The sequence below is a fragment of the Nocardia sp. FBN12 genome (genome assembly GCF_054031145.1).
Genome location: NZ_CM132926.1, coordinates 6361947 through 6380537, shown reverse-complemented (window position 1 = coordinate 6380537; position 18591 = coordinate 6361947). Strand labels below are relative to the sequence as shown.

Below are 18591 nucleotides of genomic sequence, written 5' to 3'. Positions count from 1 at the left end.
CGATGGCGATGGCCTCGCGCCGGCCGGTCGGCGCCGTGCCGAGCTTCGAGCGCCGAGCCGATTCCACGAATCCAACGGCCCACCAGCAGAATTCGGTCCCGCAGCCGGCGTTGATCAGGCGATGAGACCGATGTCGCCGCGATGAGGTCGCTCATCCGAGTCGCACCTCGAGCAGTCGTCGGAGTTCGTCGGCCGCAGGCACGGGGTGATCATCCGATCGCCAGGCTGGACTGATGTGCACACCGTCGGGATCACGTTGCAGGACACCGATTTCGCGAAGTGCGCGGGTTCCGTCGGATCGGCGGTGAACATGGAGGACCACCTGAACGGCCGCGGCTAGTTGGCTGTGTAGGGCAGCACGGTCCATGCCGCCGAGCGCCGCCAGCGCTTCCAGCCGGGCGGGAACTTCCTGAGGGGAGTTTGCGTGGACGGTGCCCGCACCGCCGTCGTGGCCGGTATTGAGGGCGGTCAAGAGATCGACCACTTCGGCGCCGCGTACCTCGCCGACGACGATCCGGTCGGGTCGCATTCGCAATGCCTGGCGAACGAGATCGCGAACCGTAACCGCGCCGACGCCTTCGACATTGGCGGTCCGGGCAACCAACCGCACGACGTGGGGATGGACCGGAGCCAGTTCGGCGGCGTCTTCGACGCAGATGATTCGTTCGGCGGGGTCGACGGCGGCGAGCAGGGCCGAGAGCAAGGTAGTTTTCCCCGCCCCGGTGCCTCCGACTACGAGGAAGGCGAGGCGGGCGCGGACGATGTCGCCGAGCAGTCGGCGGGCGGGCGGAGCAATCGAGCCGGCGGCCGCCAGCGCGTCGAGTCCCTGGGTCGCGGGGCGCAGGATGCGAAGGGACAGACACGTGCCGTCATGGGCGACCGGGGCGAGGACGGCATGGAGCCGAACGCCGAACGCGTCGCCAAGAGCGGCTTCGGTTCCGGCGAGTTTGCCGTCCACCCAGGGCTGAGCGTCGTCGAGTCGACGGCCCGCTGCCAGGGCGAGGCGCTGGGCGAGGCGGCGAACAGCAGCTTCGTCGGCGAAGCGGACATCGGTCAGCTCCAGCCCACGTCCACGGTCCACCCACACCGAATCCGGGCTGGTGACGAGCACATCGGCGACCTGTGGATCGTGCAGCAGCGGCTCGAGCAGCCCCGCTCCGGTCATCTCGGTTTGGAGCAGTCGCAGAGCCCGCAGAAGGTCGGTGTCGGCAAGGACACCGCCCGCTTCGGTACGAATCGCAGCGGCCAGCTGCGCGGCATCAGGGACACCCGGATGCTCGGCGAGCCGTTCGCGGACCCGCTCCAGCAGGTCGACGGTGACGAAAGTGGTCATGCGGGGTCAGCTCCGACCATGGCGAGGACGGCGTCGGCGGCGTCGCGGAGGGGGCCGCGGCGGCGGACGCTCAAGCCACCGCGTTCGAGGCGGGCAGCCAGTCCGGCTTGTCCACGGACTGCGGCGAGCAATGGCAATCCGAGCAGGTCCGCCACCTCCGCGCCCCGCAGACCACCGGGCGCGGGCCCTCGAACAATCAAGCCGCGATTGGGATTTCGTTCACCCAGGTAGGCCGAGACGCTTTCGGCGGCGGCGATGGCACGCAAACGGGCCGGGACTACGAGAACGACCAAGTCGGCGGCGTCGAGCATCGTGTCGGCCGCGGGGCCGCGTTCACACGAAACGTCGCAGACGACGAGATCCCCTGCATCCCTGCCCGATTCGATCACCGCACGCATCGCCGCCGGTGACAGTTCGGTGAGTGCGCAGCCGTTCCGAGCCTGCTCGGCCACTGGTCCTGGCGCAGAATATGCAGCCCGCCCTGTCCCCGGCCCGGGCGCAAAGTATCCGGGCGCCGCGAGCGCTGCGTGCCCGATGACCGAACGCTCGGTGAGCTGCCCGGCCTCCGCGCGCAGTGTCGGCGGCTCCGACCCGAGCACCGTACGAGGAGCCGAATCTCCCGGCGGATGCCCGGGGACCGCATGATTCGCGGAAACCGTCTCGCTCCGCGCCCCAAGCCGCACCCGCCCGCAGGACAGCACCGCCAAACCCGCAGACGCGGTAGGCAACGCATTGTGTAGCGCGGCGGCAGACACCCGCCCGTCCTCGATGACCAGGTCCGGCCACCGGAGTCCGGGCACATTCTCCATCCCCAGCACCAGGTCGATCCCGCCGTCCAGCGGGGCGCCGTCGATCAGCACCGTGTCGCGCCGGACCCGGCGCGCGGCCCCGCGCAGTGCGATGGCGGCGGCGAGGGTGGACGCACCTGCCCCACCACCCGCGCCGGCCACCGCGACGACTATCCCTTCGCCCGTCCGGGATTCGGCGTGTTCGGCGAACTGTTCGACCAGCGCGACAGCACCCGAAGGCAACGCGAGCACGCGTTCGGCGCCCACTGCCGTCGCCGCCTGCCAGTCGGGGACCGTGGGTTCCCCTTCGGTGACCAGGACCACCCCCGACCGGCGCGGACAGCCGGCCACCGTGGCGGCGACAGCGGCGGCGGTATCGAGGATCACCATCCTGGCCCCTGCCCACGCATGCCTGCCGACGGGCATCACCCGTTCATCGGTGACGCGTTCAGCGGCCGCCGCGACCCGGCGGACCTCCGCGCGCAACCGTTCGTCACGCACGAGAACCAGAGCGGGAGCGAGCTGCGGGAGCGCCGCGGGGGTGAGGTTCATGCGACTCAGCGTTGCCGAGTGGGGAAGTTGTCAACACCCCGAAAACACCGATTGTGGATAACTCGGGGGTGTGGAGAACTTTTTCGATCGTCCCCGGAATAGAGGACGGCCCCAGCCGGGGGGGAGGAGGCTGGGGCCGTCGGGTTCAGCCCCGGGGGGTCGGGCTGAACGCGCCTGGACTAAGTCCAGGTGCCAGCAATACTACACCCACCCCCTGCCGCGGGCGCAAGTAGCATTCGCCGACATTCTTCGGCGATTCGCGCCTCCCGGCGTCCCCAGGGCAAACCCTTTTGCACGGTGCGGACAGCCGATCCTGCGGGGCGCGCAGGTCGTGCCTATTCTGTTGACGTGACGCCAGAACGCGACCAGACCTCGCCTACGGACACAAGTCTCGGCAAAACGGGCCGCGACCCGGTGCCAGGCGGGCGGGTCGCCGCGTTCTTCGATCTTGACAAAACGGTGATCGCGAAGTCGAGCGCGTTCGTGTTCAGCAAACCGTTCTACGCACAGGGTCTGCTCAACCGCAGAGCCGTGCTGGAGAGCAGCTACGCGCACTTTTTGTTCCTGCTTTCCGGTGCCGATCACGACCAGATGGAACGGATGCGGGCAAACCTGGCGAACATGTGCGCGGGCTGGGACGTGGAACAAGTGAAAACCATTGTGGCCGAGACACTTCATGATTTGGTCGACCCGCTGATCTACGCCGAGGCCGCCGATCTGATCGCCGATCACAAGATCCGCGGGCACGACGTGGTGATCGTGTCGGCCTCCGGTGAGGAGATCGTCGGCCCGATCGCGGAGGTGCTCGGCGCCTCGCACACCGAGGCCACCCGGATGGTTGTCGAGGACGGCAAGTACACCGGCGACATCGAGTTCTATTGCTACGGCGAGGGCAAGGTCGCGGCTATCGAAAAACTCGCCGCCGAGCAGGGCTACGACCTGTCGCGGTGCTACGCCTACTCCGACTCCGTGACCGATGTGCCGATGCTGAGCGCCGTCGGCCATCCGACCGCGGTCAACCCCGACCGCGGGTTGCGCAAGGAGGCCGCCGCGCAGGGCTGGCCGATGCTCACCTTCTCCAATCCGGTGTCGCTGTGGTCGCGATTCCAGGCGCCCTCGACCACCACCGTCGCCGCGACAGCCGCCGTGGGACTGAGCGCGATCATCGCGGGCGCGATCAGCTACCGACTGCTGCGCAAACGACGCTGAACCGCCCAGCTCGAGCACGAATCTCCGAGCGACACGCCGAATTCGCGGGTATTCGGTAATGCCTTAGAAACCCTTGATGTGAGTGCCATCACAGTGTAAGAATGGAGGCACGGAAGGACGGAAGGCCAAGACGGAGCCGGAAGAGAAGGTTTCGCCTCCCATCCCACCCTTCCCAGCACGGACACCAGGCACCCACGCGGAGCGCGCCGCGACAAGGCCGAAAGAGTTGTGGGCCTGCGAAATTCGAGCCGACGTCGGCGAACGCCTCGCACAGGTTGCGGGGATGAACCGGCGGGGTTGGGATGATCGCCGAGGCCACCGAACACAACCCACCCTGCACGCTTGGTAACCGGGTGTTCCGTGCTAGCGGGCGGTGAGGTCGAGCAATCGACAACGCCGCCCGTTTCGACGTGTGGGGCCGGTCTCAGCCGGCGGCCGCGTCGGCGATCGAGTTCGCTTCGCGGGCGCCGTCTTCCAGCGCGCCGGCGCAGAACAGTACCCAGCCACCCACACCCTCCGCAGTGCCGAGACCGAATCCGGCGGCCGCGTCGAGGTAGGCCTGACGGCGGCGCAACCAGAACACCTCCGGCACGCCGAGGCTGTGCGGATCGAGTCCACTGGCCACCGCGACCAGGCGCGAAGCAGCGCGCGCGACTACCCCGTCGCCGGTGCCGAACGGACGCAACGTCAGCAGCTCGCCGTGCACGATCGCCGCGACCACCGGGGCGGGCGCCTTGCTGGTCTGGATGGTTTGCGCGAGCATGTCGAGCCGTTCGGCGACGCCGGGAGTCGAGCGCGGACGACCGAGCTCCTGATCGTCGGCGACCAGGTCGGCGGCCGCGAGTAGGTGCAGCCGAGCCAGCGCCTGCAGGGGCGCACGCCGCCAGGTACCGACGAGATTGGTGAGCGCGTCACCGTCGAGCGCCTGACCCACCCGCAACGCGCCGGCCAGCACCGGGTCGCTGACCTGACCGTCGGCGGGCAGGTCGGTGCTCGCACCTTCGATGGCCGCCGAGGAACGCGCGGCCCGCACGGCGGCTTCAGCGGCAGTGGTCGCCCAGCCACGCCGGTTCGACTTGTGCCGGTGCACGGCCGCGAGCGCGTCGCGCGCCTTGTCGGCGGCCTCGCGCACGCCGGGCAGGTCGACCAGGGGCTGCAGCGGATCAGTCACGCATGGAGGTTACCGCCCGCACAGTGACGCCCCCACGATCACATACAACCCACGCACCGTCGGCCAGCTGCGATCCGGCCACGGCACCTCGGCAAGCCGCTTCGCCGCCGGCGTCACCGCCCTGCGCCGCCGCGCTTCCCGCTCGGCCAGCCGTTCAGCATCGATTCGATCCACCGGCGTCTCCAACCCTGCGATCCGCACCGCACCACCTCGGACAAATCCACGCTACGCCGATGAGCTGCACGCCAGAAGGATTTCGAGAACCCAACCACCCCAACCCCAACCACGACACTAACCACCACACCGTTCACCCCGTCCAGTCCCCAACTTCCACACCCCACCCCCGTACTCCCAGCCACACAATTCACCCGGCCTGTCCCCGTCTTCCACAACCCACCGAATCCCCACCACCACACTCCCGCCACACCACTCACCCCGAAGACGCAGCCCAACCGCACCCCCGACCACACCGCGCACTCCCAAACCCGTCCCCGTCTTCCACAACCTGCCAACCCAGCCACCGCACCCCGACCACACCGTGCACACCGGCCTGTCCCCGTCTTCCACAACCCTCCCCAACCCAGCCACCGCACCCCGACCACACCGCGCACACCGGCCTGCCCCCGTCTTCCACAACCCTCCCCAACCCAGCCACCGCACTCCCGACCACACCGCGCACACCGGCCCGTCCCCGTCTTCCACAACCCACCCAACCCAACCACCGCACTCCCGACCCCTAGGGAGGGACGGCCACGAAGTGGCCGGTCGCGGCCGGGTCGCCGGTTAGGCGCCGGTGCGTAGGCGACGAAGGAGCAAGCACCGGTGCCTAACCGGCGGCCCCTCGGGGCCGCGACTCGAGCGCGCCAGCGCTCCAACAAACACAGCCAGCGCCTCCAGGACTACTCAAACCCCGGAGCTCTGCCATACCAACACGTCCCAGGACTACTCAAACCCCAGAGCACTGCCATACCAACACGTCCCAGGACTACTCAAACCCCGGAGCTCTGCCACACACATCACCAAGCCCCGGAAGCACCCCTACCCAGTAAGCAACTCCCGCCCAGGAATCGCCTCGAGCAACGTCCGCGTGTACTCCTCACGCGGCGACGCGAACACCTCATCGGTAGTAGCCGCCTCCACCACCTTCCCCTCACGCATAACCAGCACATTGTCCGCGATCTGCCGAACAACAGCCAGATCATGCGTGATGAACAAATACGTCAACCCCAGCTCAGCCTGAAGGTCGTTGAGCAGAGTGAGAATCTGAGCCTGGACCAGCACATCCAGCGCCGACACCGCCTCATCACAGACCACCATCTCCGGCGAGAGCGCCAGCGCACGAGCGATCGCCACCCGCTGACGTTGCCCACCCGACAACTCGTTGGGATAACGCCGCAGCACCGACGTCGGCAGCGACACCTTGTCGAGCAGATCGCGCACCACCGCTTCGCGCTCGGCGGGCGTGCCGATCTTGTGCACCCGCAACGGTTCCTCGACCGTCCGGTAGATCGAGTACATCGGGTCGAGCGAGCCGTAGGGATTCTGGAAGATCGGTTGCACGCGGCGCCGGAAAGCGAACGCGCCCTTCCGGTCCAGCTTCGCGACGTCCTTGCCGTCGAAAGCCACAGTGCCCGAAGTCGGTTCGAGCAGGCCGAGCACCATCTGCGCGATGGTCGATTTACCCGAGCCCGACTCGCCGACGATCGCGGTGGTGGTCCCGCGACAGACCGTGAAGCTCACCTCGTCGACGGCCACGAAATCCGCGGACTGCCACGGTCGCTTGCCACGAATCTTGAACGCCTTGGACAGGTTTCGCACATCGAGCACGGTGTCCGGCAACGCATCGGATGCCTTCTCGGCGACCGCCACTTCGACAGCTTGCGCCCGCACCTCGGCCCGCTGCCGCGACGACGACATCCGCGATGCCGCCAGCGATGGCGCCGAGTTCACCAGCTTCTTCGTATACGCGTGCTGCGGATCACGCAGAATCTGCAGCGCCGGACCGGATTCCACCACCTTGCCGCGGTACATCACCACCAGGTGCTCGGCCCGTTCCGCGGCGAGGCCGAGGTCGTGGGTGATCAGCAGCACCGCGGTCCCCAGCTCGGTAGTGAGCTGTTCGAGATGGCCGAGGATCTGGCGCTGAACCGTGACGTCGAGCGCCGAGGTCGGCTCGTCGGCGATCAGCAGTTTCGGCCTGCACGACAGGCCGATCGCGATGAGCGCGCGCTGGCGCATACCGCCGGAGAACTCGTGCGGGTACTGGTTCACGCGGCGTTCGGCATCGGTCATGCCCGCCTCGGCGAGCAGTTCCACCGAGCGTTCGCGAGCGGCGGCACCGGTCGCTATGCCGTTGGCCACCAGGGTTTCCCGGATCTGGAAGCCGATCTTCCACACCGGGTTCAGGTTCGACATCGGGTCCTGCGGGACCAGGCCGATGCCGTTGCCGCGGATCGCGACGATCTCCTTCGCCGACGCCTTGGTCAGGTCCTTGCCGTCGAACAGGATCGAGCCGCCCGTCACCTTGCCGGTGCCCGGCAGCAGGTCGATGATCGCGTGCGCGGTCGTCGACTTGCCCGAACCGGATTCGCCGACGATGGCGACGGTCTGCCCGGGATAGACGGTGAGGTTCACCCCGCGAACGGCAGGGATCTCCTTCCCGTCGGAGGTGAAACCGACGTCCAGGTCGCGGATTTCGAGCAGTGGCTTGGTTTTGTCGAAGCTCATCGGGTGCGCTCCTTCGGATCGAGCGCGTCGCGCACCGCGTCGCCGAGCATGATGAAGCTCAGCACCGTGATGGCCAGCGCGGTCGCCGGGTAGAACAGGATCGGCGAGGTACGGATCTCGGTCTTGGCGCGGTCGATATCGGCGCCCCACGACACGATGCTCGGCGGCAGGCCGACGCCGAGATAGGACAGCGTCGCCTCGGTGACGATGAAGACACCGAGCCAGATCGTGGCGACCACGATCAGCGGACTGGCAGAGTTCGGCAGCACGTGCTTCATGAGCGTGCCGAGCCGCGAGACACCCAAAGCCTTCGCCGCAGTGACGTATTCGCTGTTCTTGGCTTCGATCACCGCACCACGCGTGATGCGCGCGGCCTGCGGCCAGGTGAAGGCCACCAGAATCGCGACTACCGTCATGACCCCCGCGGGCCGCAACAGCTGCAGCAGCACGATCGCGGCAAGCACCATCGGAATGGCGTAGAAGATCTCGGCGATGCGCGAGACGATCGTGTCGAGCAAACCACCGTAGAAGCCGGAGATCGCGCCGAGGATGCCGCCTACCAACAGGAACATCGCCGCCGATGCGATGCCGACGGTCACCGACGCACGCGCGCCATAGATGGTGCGCGCGAAGACATCACAGCCCTGCTTGTCGAATCCGAACGGATGACCCTCGCGCGGGCCGTCCATCCCGAACTCACCCAGGCACTGCCGCGGGTCCTGGCTGGTGAACAGCGAGGGCCACACCACCACGAGCATGACGAACACGATCAGGACAACGGAGACCAGGAACACCGGATTGCGGCGCAGGCGGCGCCACGCATCGCCCCAGATGCTGGTCGGGGTGCCCTTGTCCAGGACACGGTCGGTGGCGAGCACCTCCACCTCGTCGGCGGGGGCCACGAAATGCTGTTGCTTGTCATGCATAGCGGATCCTCGGGTCCAGTGCGGCATAGAGCAGGTCGATCACGAGGTTGACGAGCAGGAACAACACCACCAGCACCGTCACGAACGACACCACGGTTGGCGGCTCGCCGCGGATGATCGCCTGGTACATGGTGCCGCCGACGCCGGGGATGTTGAAGATGCCCTCGGTGACGATCGCGCCCGCCATCAGCGCTCCGAAATCGGCGCCGAGAAAGGTGACGACCGGGATCATCGAATTGCGCAGAATATGCACGCCCACCACGCGCCTGCGCCCGAGCCCCTTCGCCGTAGCTGTGCGAACGAAATCCGCGGATTTGTTCTCCGCCACCGAGTTTCGGGTCAGTCGGAGCACATAGGCGAACGACAGCGACCCGAGCACGAACGCGGGCACGATCAATTCGCCCAGACTCGCCTTACCCGTGACGGTGACCGGGGCGATCCCCCACTTCACACCGAGCAGGAATTGCGCGAGATAACCCACGACGAACACCGGCAGCGCGATGATGACCAGGCTCGCGATGAGCATGGTCGAGTCGAACAGCTTGCCCTTGCGCAACCCGGCGATCAAACCGAACACGATGCCGAAGACGCCTTCGATCAGCACCGCGAGAAATGCCAGTTTGATGGTGATCGGGAATGCGCGTTCGAGTTCCTCGCGCACCGGCCTGCCCGAGAACGAAGTACCGAAGTCCAGCGTGAGGATCCCTTTCAGATAATGCAGATACTGCATGATGAAAGGCTGATCGAGGTGATATCGAGCGCGCAGTACCGCCTCGGCGGCGGGCGTCAGCTGTTTCTCGCCTGCCAATGCCTTGATCGGGTCACCCGGAATCAGAAAAACCATCGCATAGATGAGCAGCGTCGCGCCCAGGAATACCGGGATCATCTGGAGCAGACGCCGAAGTACGTACCAAGCCATCATTTCCTCCGAAAACGACGGGGGCCGAGTCACTCACGAGTGACTCGGCCCCACTGTCGAGTTCTACTTCTCGATGTTCTCGAAGTCGAACAGGCCGTTCCAGGTGAGGTCGGCCTTGGTGACGTTTTCCGAACGGCCCGCGTTGGCGACATAGTCGAACACCGGGATGTCGGCCATATCCTTGATCATGATCGCCTGCGCTTGGGCGATCAGTTTGTAGGACTCCGCCTGTGTCGGGGCCGCAAGCGCGGCATCGAACAGCCGGTCGACCTCGGGGTTGTTGTAGTTGACGTTGTTGGTCTCGGAGAAGCTGTAGTACTGCGAACTCAGGAACTGCATCATCGTCGGGTAGTCGCCCTGCCAGCCGTAGCGGAACGCCGTGCCGATGGTCTTGGCGTTCACGGCGTCACGGATGTTCTTGAACGTCGGCATCGGGTTGGCGACAGCGTCGATACCCAGGGTGTTCTTCACGCTGTTGGCCACGGCCTCGATCCAGGCCTGGTGACCGCCGTCGCTGTTGTAGGTGATCTGGTACTGACCCGACCACGGCGAGATGGCGTCGGCCTGGGCCCACAACTTCTTGGCCTGATCAGGGTTGTAATCGAACACTTCCGCGCCCGGCAGGTTGGCATCGTAGCCGGGCAGGGTGGCCGCGGTGAAGTCGCGCGACGGCGTGCGGGTGCCGTTGAAGATCTTGTCGATGATCTGCGGGCGATTGATGGCCATCGAGATGGCCTTGCGGCGCAGCACGCCTTCCTCACCGGCGAAATGCGGCACCGAGGACTGGATACCGATGTGCTGGTTCTGCGCGGTCGGCTTGGTGATCGCGCGGTCGCCGAGGTCACTTCGGTAGGTCGTGATCGCGCTGTCGGGAATGGTGTCGAGCGCGTCGAGGTTTCCCGCCTGCAGATCCGCGTACGCGGTGTCGTAGGACTGGTACATCACGAATCGGAGGCCCTTGTTCTTGGCGGGCCTGCCACCGGGGTAGTCCGGGTTGGGCGTCAAATCGATCTTGACGTTGTGTTCCCACGATCCGAAAGCGTAGGGACCGTTGCCGATCGGCTTCTCACCGAAAGCCTTCATATCCTTGAACGCGGCCTCGGGCAGCGGATAGAACGGCGCGTACCCGAGCGCGCTCTCGAAGTCGATCGACGGCGACTTCAGGTCGACGGTGAAGGTGCGGTCGTCGACGACCTTCAAGCCCGACATGGTCTTGACGGCCGGCTTCTCCGCACTGACCTCGTCGAACCCGGCGATGGGGCTGTACACATAGCTTTGCAGCTGCGCGTTGTCGGCGAGAGCGCCGTAGTTCCACGCGTCGACGAACGACTTCGCGGTCACGGTGGTGCCGTCGGTGAACTTCCAGTTCGGCTTGATGGTGATCTTGTACGACTTACGATCGGTCGTCTCGATCTTCTCGGCCATCTCGTCATGGGCCACGCCGTTGGCGTCGTAGTACTTCAGCCCGGCGAACAAACGGTCGACAACGCGGCCGCCCATGTTCTCGTTGGTATTGCTTGGCACCAACGGATTCTGCGGCTCACCCGCGTTGGTGGTGACGATGCTCGAATCAGCACTGTCATCGGACGAGCACGCGGTGAGACTGAGGCTTGTGGCCGCCAGTCCCGCCGCGACCAGCGCGGTCGCTCTGATGAATCTCAACGCTCTCTCCCGGTTCGATTCCGTGGCTAACGGTCGGAGGTTAGCGGCTCCGGCTGGATTTTTCAGCGATCCGAGCCATTTTCACTTCACATGTATCAATACGGTTACTCGCCGGAAACGCAGGAAAAATTGCCGAGCCCCTCTCTCTCGGCAGAAAAATATGAACAAATATCGGGCGCCCTCGGCTGAGCCATTGAGTAAAAACGATAGCCCGCGACCGTCCGGTCTGTCCGGGAAAGTCATCGGATGAACTAGCCCTATTGACCGCGCCGAAACCTCGCCGAGGACAACGGGCCACGGGTGCGGGTCTGTTGACTACTGTCGAGGCAGCCGGGCCGCACCCCGGCGACCGACCCGACCGCACCAGGCATGTGAGGCTGAATCGACGTGACCGAAACCGCTGCAGGACACCAGGACTCGTTTCCGCCGAGTGCGGAATTCGCCGCCGTCGCCAACGCGGACGCCACGCTCTACACCCGTGGCGAGGCCGACCGCGACGGCTTCTGGGCCGAACAGGCCAACCGGCTGCACTGGCACAAACCCTTCACCGAGGTGCTCGACTGGTCCGACGCGCCGGTCGCGCGCTGGTTCGGCGACGGCGAACTCAACGTCGCCTACAACTGCGTCGACCGGCACGTGCTCGACGGGCACGGCGACCAGGTGGCCATCCACTGGGAGGGCGAACCCGGCGACTCGCGCGACATCACCTACCGCGAACTGCTGGAAGAAGTTTCGCGGGCGGCGAACTACCTGACCGAACTCGGGCTGGTGGCGGGCGATCGCGTCGCCATCTACATGCCGATGGTGCCCGAGGCAATCGTGTCGATGCTCGCGTGCGCGCGACTCGGGCTCACACACTCGGTGGTGTTCGCGGGATTCTCCCCCACCGCCTTGCGTCAGCGGGTCGACGACGCCGAAGCCCGGCTGATCATCACCACCGACGGCCAGTGGCGTCGTGGCAAGCCCGCACCGCTCAAGGAGGCCGTCGACGAGGCACTCGCCGCCAAGGGCAACGTGCCGTCTTCGGTGGAGCATGTGCTCGTTGTGCGCAGGGTCGGCACGGAGGTGCCGTGGACCGACGGGCGCGATCTGTGGTGGCACGAAACTGTCTCCGGCGCTTCACCTTCCCATGAAGCGCAGGCCTTTCCCGCCGAGCATCCGCTGTTCATCCTCTACACCTCCGGCACCACCGGAAAGCCCAAGGGCATCCTGCACACCACCGGCGGCTACCTCACCCAGACCGCCTACACCCACCACAACGTCTTCGATCACAAAGCGGGACAGGACGTGTACTGGTGCACCGCCGACATCGGCTGGGTCACCGGACACAGCTACATCGTCTACGGGCCGCTCGCCAACCGCGCCACCCAGGTCGTCTACGAGGGCACCCCCAACTCCCCCGACGAACACCGGCACTTCCAGATCATCGAGAAGTACGGCGTCACCATCTACTACACCGCGCCCACGCTGATCCGCACGTTCATGAAATGGGGCCGCGAGATCCCCGACGCCCACGACCTGAGCACCCTGCGCCTGCTCGGCTCCGTCGGCGAACCGATCAACCCCGAAGCCTGGCGCTGGTACCGAGAAGTGTTCGGCGCCGACAAGACTCCCATCGTCGACACCTGGTGGCAGACCGAGACCGGCGCCATCATGATCGCGCCGCTGCCGGGCGTCACCGTCACCAAGCCGGGCGCCGCGATGGGCCCGCTGCCCGGTATCTCCGCGACGGTCGTCGACGAAGAGGGCAAGCCGGTACAGCTCGGCGAGACCGAGGCCAACGGGTACCTTGTGCTGGACAAGCCGTGGCCGTCGATGCTGCGCGGCATCTGGGGCGATATGGATCGCTACCGGTCCACCTACTGGGAGCGCTACGCCGAGCAGGGGTGGTACTTCGCGGGCGACGGCGCCAAGCTCGACGCCGACGGCGATCTGTGGGTACTCGGCCGGGTCGACGACGTCATGAACGTCTCCGGCCATCGCATCTCCACCGCCGAGGTCGAATCCGCGTTGGTCGGGCATCCGGCCGTCGCCGAGGCGGCGGTGGTCGGCGCCACCGACGCGACCACCGGGCAGGGGATCGTCGCGTTCGTCATCCTCACCGGTTCGGCTACCGCGGCCGAGGGGCTCGTCGCCGAGCTGAAGGCGGAGGTGTCCAAGGAGATCAGCCCGATCGCCCGGCCGCGTGAGATCCACATCGTGCCCGAGCTGCCGAAGACACGCAGCGGCAAGATCATGCGCAGGCTGCTGCGCGATGTGGCCGAAGGGCGCGAGCTCGGCGACACCTCCACGCTGGTCGATCCGGGCGTTTTCGAGGCCATTCGCACCGGGAGCAACTGACGGATACCGGCCGGTGACGTCCGAGGTCACCGGCCGGGTCCGTTAAGATCGCGTAGAGGTGTGCCGGGAAGTCTGGTCGGCATGCGGTCGTGAATCCGAGTCGATGAGCGCCCGCAGCTCAGTCGACCCCTGCCGGAAGGCTTGCCCTTGATCACGCGCGTCCGCTCCGAGCTCACCCGCTATCTCCGCACCGAAACCGTCGGCGGTGCGCTGCTCCTGGTGGCCGCCGCGGTGGCCCTGATCTGGGTGAACTCGCCGTGGGGCGCGAGCTATCAGACGATGATCGACACGCACCTCGATATTCCCGCGCTGCACCTCGACCTCACCCTGGCCGACTGGTCCAAGGACGGGCTGCTCGCGATCTTCTTCTTCGTCGCCGGGCTCGAGCTCAAACGTGAGTTCGCCGTCGGCGAGCTCCGCGATCCGAAACGGGCAGCGCTGCCGATCATCGCCGCGGTCGGCGGTGTGATCACCCCGGCCGTGATCGCGCTGGTGGTCGGCCACGGCGTGCCCGGCATGGACAACGGCTGGGCTATTCCCGTCGCCACCGATATCGCCTTCGCGCTGGCGATCCTCGCGATGACCGGCTCGCGGATCCCCACCAGCGCGCGGGTGTTCCTGCTGAGCCTGGCCGTCGTGGACGATCTGCTCGCCATCGTGCTCATCGCGGTGCTGTTCACGGCCTCGCTGTCGCTGCTGTGGCTGGTCGCCGCACTCGCGTGCTGCGGCGCGTGGGCGCTGGCTCAGAAATTCCGGCTGCACACGCCGCTGTTCTACCTTCCGGTCGCGCTGGTGTGCTGGTACGCCCTGCATGAGGCGGGGATCCACCCGACGCTGGCCGGCGTCGCACTCGGGCTGCTCACCAGGGTGCGCAAGGATCCCGGCGAGCGGACCGCGCCCGCGACACACCTCGAGCATGTGGTGCAACCGATCTCGGCCGGATTCTGCGTACCGCTGTTCGCGCTGTTCGCCTCCGGCGTTCCGCTCAACAGCGCGGTGTTCGGATCGCTGTTCACCGACCGGCTCGCGCTGGCAATCATCCTCGGGCTCCTCCTCGGCAAGACGATCGGGATCTTCGGTGTGAGCTGGGTCGTCATCAAGCTCGGCTGGGCCAAACGCCCAGCCGGACTGGAGTATCGGGACATGTTCGCCCTGTCGGTACTCGGTGCGATCGGGTTCACCGTTAGCCTTCTCGTGGCGGAACTCGCACTCGCCGACGTCGGCGACGACGCCATCGATCTTGCCAAGGCCGCCGTTCTGGTGACCTCGATGGCAGCATCGCTGCTGGGATCGGCGCTACTGTTGCGCCGAGGACGTGTGCACCAGGCGCGCCGCGATGTAGACCAGTTACCACAGGGAGAAGGGTCGACGAAGTGAGTTACACCCAAGGCGGAAATGACGGTCGGACGGTCACTTCGATCCCGTTGACCGATGCCAATCCGCCCGGATCGGCGAGCATCGGCAGCCTCGTGCGCGATGCCACCGAGCAGATGTCGACTCTCGTGCGCGCCGAGGTGGCGCTCGCCAAGGCCGAGGTCACCGGCGAGATCAAGAAGGGGCTCACCGGCAGCGTCTTCTTCATCCTCGCGCTGGTGGTGCTGCTGTTCAGCTCGTTCTTCTTTTTCTTCTTCGTCGCCGAGCTGCTCGACATGTGGCTGTGGCGCTGGGCCGCGTTCCTGATCGTGTTCCTGCTGATGGTGCTCACCACCGTGACGCTCGCGTTGCTCGGCTGGCTCAAGGTACGGAAGGTGCGCGCGCCGGAGAAGACGATCGGCTCGCTCAAGCAGTCCGCCGAGGTGCTGCCCGCGGCGTTCACCCACCGTGAGGCCACTCCGTCGCTGGAGAAGTCGAGCAACCGATGACGCGCCGGGCGGGCCCGGTCGCCACCGCCGTACCCGCCCACTAGGCTCGATCGGCGTGTCGTCCAATTCATTCCCGGATCCCTCCAGCGTCCGTTTCGACGGACCGTGGACCCACCGGGACGTGCACGCCAACGGAATCCGTTTCCATGTCGTCGAGGCCGACGGTACGGATCGCGCCGACGCACCCCTGGTGCTGTTGCTGCACGGCTTCGCCGACTTCTGGTGGTCGTGGCGGCATCAGCTGACCGCGCTCGCCGGCCACGGGTATCGCACCGTCGCCGTCGACCTGCGCGGATACGGCGATTCCGACAAACCGCCACGTGGCTACGACGGCTGGACCCTCGCCGGTGACATCGCCGGCCTGATCCGGGCGCTCGGACACACCGAGGCCACGCTCGTCGGGCACGCCGAGGGTGGCCTGGTGTGCTGGGCCACCGCGGTGCTGCATCCGCGGCTGGTCCGCTCGATCGCGCTGGTCAGCTCGCCGCATCCGGCCGCGCTGAAGAGCGCCGTTCTGCGCGATCCGGCGCAGCGCGCGACCTGGCTGCCCGGCTTCCTGCGGTATCAGCTGCCGCGCTATCCCGAGAATCTGCTCACGCGGCGCGGCGGCGCCGAAGTGGAGCGGCTGCTGCACGACCGGGTCGGCGAATCCTGGTCGGGCAGTGCGGAATTCGTCGAGACGGCGGCGCGGATGCGGCATGCCATCCGGATTCCTGGAGCCGCGCACAGTGCGCTGGAGTACCAGCGCTGGGCGTTTCGTAGTCAGTGGCGGCCCGACGGTAAGCGGTTCATGGCCACGATGCGCACGCCGATCGATATCCCGGTGTTGATGCTGCGTGGGGAACAGGATTCGTATCTGCTGGACGCCACGTACCAGCGGGGGGCGGCGTTATCACCGAATCGGACGTTGGTGACGATTCCGCGGGCTGGGCATTACGCGCATCAGGAGAATCCGGGCGAGGTCAATGCGGTGCTCACGTCGCACTGGCGTGAGCAGAACGGGGTCAACGGATCGCCGCACGATGACCTGGTGTCTCCGTAGTTCGGAGCGCTGACAAGCTCGAACGGTCGGTCCCCTGGGACATACCCAGGGGGCCGACTCGCGAGGGGCCTGATCAGCTCAGTACGCAGGCGCCGGTGTCTACCGGGGTGCTGCTGGGGGCGGCCGCCGCCAGTTCGGAGGCGACCTCGTTCAGGGTCAGGACGTAGCCGGTGTCGTCGTCGGTGACCGCGGCGCCGAAGACCACGCCGAGCAGTTGGCCCTCGGCGTCTACGAGGGGGCCGCCGGAGTTGCCCGCGCGGACCTGGCCTCGGACGGTGTAGACCTCACGTTCGACGGTGCCGTCGCGGTGGATGGTGGGGCCGGTGAGGTCGAGGGTCTCGCGGACTCGGGCGGCGCTGGCGGTGTACGGGCCGCCGCCGGGGTAGCCGAGCACGATCGCGCTCTCCCCGGAACTCGCGGGCTCGGGTGCCTGGTTCAGGACCGGCGCGGTGAGCCCAGGAACGGCCAGCACCGCGATGTCCTTGGACGGGTCGAACAGGACCACGGTGGCGTCGAGCGCACCGCGCGCGGTATCGACCGACACGGTATTGGTGCCCGCGACGACGTGCGCGTTGGTCATTACACGTTCCGGCGCGACAATGAAGCCCGAACCTTCGAGCGCCCGCTGGCAGCTGGGTGCGGTGCCGCGGATGCGCAGCACGCTCTGCTGCAGCGACGCCGCGACCGGGCTCGCCAGCACCGACGGATCCGGCGGTTCGACGGCCGCGATCGGTGCTCGGCCGAACGGGCCGATCACATCGGGCAAGCCGGATGTGTCGAGCAGCTTGGAGAATTCGTTGGGTACCTTGCGCAACCAGTCGGGCGCGACCGAGTTGACGTCGGCGAGCACCTTCGACCCGTTGATCGCGGCGGCGACCGCGGGCTGCGACGCCGTGGCCAGCGGCAACGCGAGCAGCCAGGCCGCGACCAGCACGGTCACCGCCTGCAGCACCGCACCCACCACGCTGTCCACACTGCGGGCGACCGGCGCACGGATGCCGGTCCGCGCGGCCCGGCCGAGCACCATGCCCGCGACCTCGCCGACGATCACCAGCAGCACGATCAGCAGGATGCCGCCGAGTACCCGGCTGCGGCCCTCGCTGAGGTGTTTGAGGATGTGCGGTGCGATCAGAATGCCCGCGACCGCGCCGAGCGCGACACCGAAGAACGCCAGCGCCGACGCCACCGCGCCTTGCCGCCAGCCGGTGGACGCCGCGACCAGCGCGATCAGTACCACCGCGATATCGAGCCATACCGAGGCGCTCATGCTCGCGCCTCGCCGACGCTCGGGCCAAGCATGACCACGGTGGCGGCAGCGCCGATGTGCCCGCTCACAGGGTCATTCCGACCGCAGCCAGCGAGCTCTCCAGGTCACGCACGTCGCCCCGATCCCAATCTCGTTCCCACCCAGCGGATTTGATGATGCCGGCGAGGATACCGCCGGTGAGTCCCCACACCAGCATGCCGTCGACTCCGAACGCGGGGCTCTGGTAGCCGAGACTGCCACGCACCATGAATCTGTGTGCCGGATCGAGCAATTCGGTGAGCGGCACACGCACGACACGCTCGGTTTCGCCCTGATCGACGACGCGGACTTCGCTGGGTGCTCGCCAATAGCCGAGCACCGGAGTCACGTCGAATTTCGAGGGCGGGACGAACAGTTTCGGCAGCAGCGCGAACGGCTGGACACCCGCGGGGTCGAGCCCGGTCTCCTCGGCGGCTTCGCGCAGTGCGGTGCCTACCGGGCCGCCGTCGCCTGGGTCGGCGGCGCCGCCGGGGAACGCGATCTGGCCGCGGTGCTGGCGCATGGTCGAGGCGCGCTGGGTGAGCAGGACGTCGGCGTCGGCGGGCAGGCCGCCCGGGGTGTTCTCGTCGGCCTCCGGCGATCCGCCGAACAGTACGAGGACCGCGGCCTGGCGTGGTTTTCCGGTGATCGACATGGCCCGGCGTAGGGCGCGGGAGGTAGCGAGGGTGTCGTCGGCGTCGGGGCCGCCGGTTCTGATCGCCGTGCGCAACCAGGAGGGAACGCCGGAATCGTCGAGCCTCGCTACATCGTTCAC

General features: G+C 67.0%; 15 protein-coding genes. 5 read left to right on the top strand and 10 right to left on the bottom strand.

Annotation, left to right across the window (positions count from 1 at the left end; genetic code table 11):
* Nucleotides 1-151 precede the first annotated feature (151 nt).
* Both ACWZHB_RS30035 and ssd read right to left on the bottom strand, forming a co-directional pair.
* Entirely contained in the window at nt 152-1333 is a 1182-nt protein-coding gene (locus ACWZHB_RS30035; protein WP_427905108.1) for a TadA family conjugal transfer-associated ATPase, read from the bottom strand.
* Nucleotides 1330-2673 (bottom strand): septum site-determining protein Ssd, encoded by a 1344-nt coding sequence (gene ssd / locus ACWZHB_RS30030; protein WP_427905107.1) that lies wholly within the window; start codon nt 2671-2673, stop codon nt 1330-1332. The genes ACWZHB_RS30035 and ssd overlap by 4 nt, the downstream gene beginning before the upstream one ends.
* Before the next feature lie 414 nt (nt 2674-3087).
* Between ssd and ACWZHB_RS30025 the strand changes: the two genes are divergently transcribed.
* Nucleotides 3088-3882: an HAD-IB family hydrolase gene (locus ACWZHB_RS30025; RefSeq protein ID WP_427909352.1), complete on the top strand. Its 795-nt coding sequence runs from the start codon at nt 3088-3090 to the stop codon at nt 3880-3882.
* A 424-nt stretch (nt 3883-4306) separates the two neighbouring features.
* On the opposite strand, the gene ACWZHB_RS30020 is transcribed toward ACWZHB_RS30025, so the two are convergent.
* The 6 genes from ACWZHB_RS30020 to ACWZHB_RS29995 form a co-directional block, all read right to left on the bottom strand.
* Nucleotides 4307-5053, bottom strand: coding sequence for a Fic family protein (locus ACWZHB_RS30020; RefSeq protein WP_427905106.1), 747 nt, complete (start codon nt 5051-5053; stop codon nt 4307-4309).
* 9 nt (nt 5054-5062) lie between these two features.
* Nucleotides 5063-5254, bottom strand: coding sequence for a hypothetical protein (locus ACWZHB_RS30015; protein ID WP_427905105.1), 192 nt, complete (start codon nt 5252-5254; stop codon nt 5063-5065).
* 837 nt (nt 5255-6091) lie between these two features.
* Complete coding sequence (locus ACWZHB_RS30010) at nt 6092-7780, bottom strand: dipeptide ABC transporter ATP-binding protein (protein WP_427905104.1); 1689 nt, start codon at nt 7778-7780, stop codon at nt 6092-6094.
* Nucleotides 7777-8706 carry an ABC transporter permease gene (locus ACWZHB_RS30005; RefSeq protein ID WP_427905103.1) on the bottom strand — a complete coding sequence of 310 codons (930 nt, stop codon included), beginning with the start codon at nt 8704-8706 and terminating at the stop codon, nt 7777-7779. The genes ACWZHB_RS30010 and ACWZHB_RS30005 overlap by 4 nt, the downstream gene beginning before the upstream one ends.
* The gene (locus tag ACWZHB_RS30000) at nt 8699-9625 is read right to left on the bottom strand and encodes an ABC transporter permease (protein WP_427905102.1); all 927 of its coding nucleotides are present in this window, start codon (nt 9623-9625) and stop codon (nt 8699-8701) included. Before ACWZHB_RS30000 ends, ACWZHB_RS30005 begins: the two co-directional genes overlap by 8 nt.
* 63 nt (nt 9626-9688) lie before the next feature.
* Nucleotides 9689-11287: a peptide ABC transporter substrate-binding protein gene (locus ACWZHB_RS29995; RefSeq protein ID WP_427905101.1), complete on the bottom strand. Its 1599-nt coding sequence runs from the start codon at nt 11285-11287 to the stop codon at nt 9689-9691.
* A gap of 387 nt (nt 11288-11674) precedes the next feature.
* Between ACWZHB_RS29995 and acs the strand changes: the two genes are divergently transcribed.
* The 4 genes from acs (at nt 11675) to ACWZHB_RS29975 (ending at nt 16531) form a co-directional block, all read left to right on the top strand.
* Nucleotides 11675-13627 (top strand): acetate--CoA ligase, encoded by a 1953-nt coding sequence (gene acs, locus ACWZHB_RS29990; RefSeq protein WP_427905100.1) that lies wholly within the window; start codon nt 11675-11677, stop codon nt 13625-13627.
* A 147-nt stretch (nt 13628-13774) separates the two neighbouring features.
* The gene (gene nhaA / locus ACWZHB_RS29985) at nt 13775-15004 is read left to right on the top strand and encodes a Na+/H+ antiporter NhaA (protein ID WP_427905099.1); all 1230 of its coding nucleotides are present in this window, start codon (nt 13775-13777) and stop codon (nt 15002-15004) included.
* Entirely contained in the window at nt 15001-15489 is a 489-nt protein-coding gene (locus tag ACWZHB_RS29980) for a phage holin family protein (protein WP_427905098.1), read from the top strand. The genes nhaA and ACWZHB_RS29980 overlap by 4 nt, the downstream gene beginning before the upstream one ends.
* A gap of 55 nt (nt 15490-15544) precedes the next feature.
* A complete protein-coding gene (locus ACWZHB_RS29975; RefSeq protein ID WP_427905097.1) occupies nt 15545-16531 on the top strand; it encodes an alpha/beta fold hydrolase in 987 nt (328 codons plus the stop codon).
* A gap of 73 nt (nt 16532-16604) precedes the next feature.
* On the opposite strand, the gene ACWZHB_RS29970 is transcribed toward ACWZHB_RS29975, so the two are convergent.
* Nucleotides 16605-17798 (bottom strand): MarP family serine protease, encoded by a 1194-nt coding sequence (locus ACWZHB_RS29970; RefSeq protein ID WP_427905096.1) that lies wholly within the window; start codon nt 17796-17798, stop codon nt 16605-16607.
* A gap of 64 nt (nt 17799-17862) precedes the next feature.
* Complete coding sequence (locus ACWZHB_RS29965) at nt 17863-18591, bottom strand: NUDIX hydrolase (protein ID WP_427905095.1); 729 nt, start codon at nt 18589-18591, stop codon at nt 17863-17865.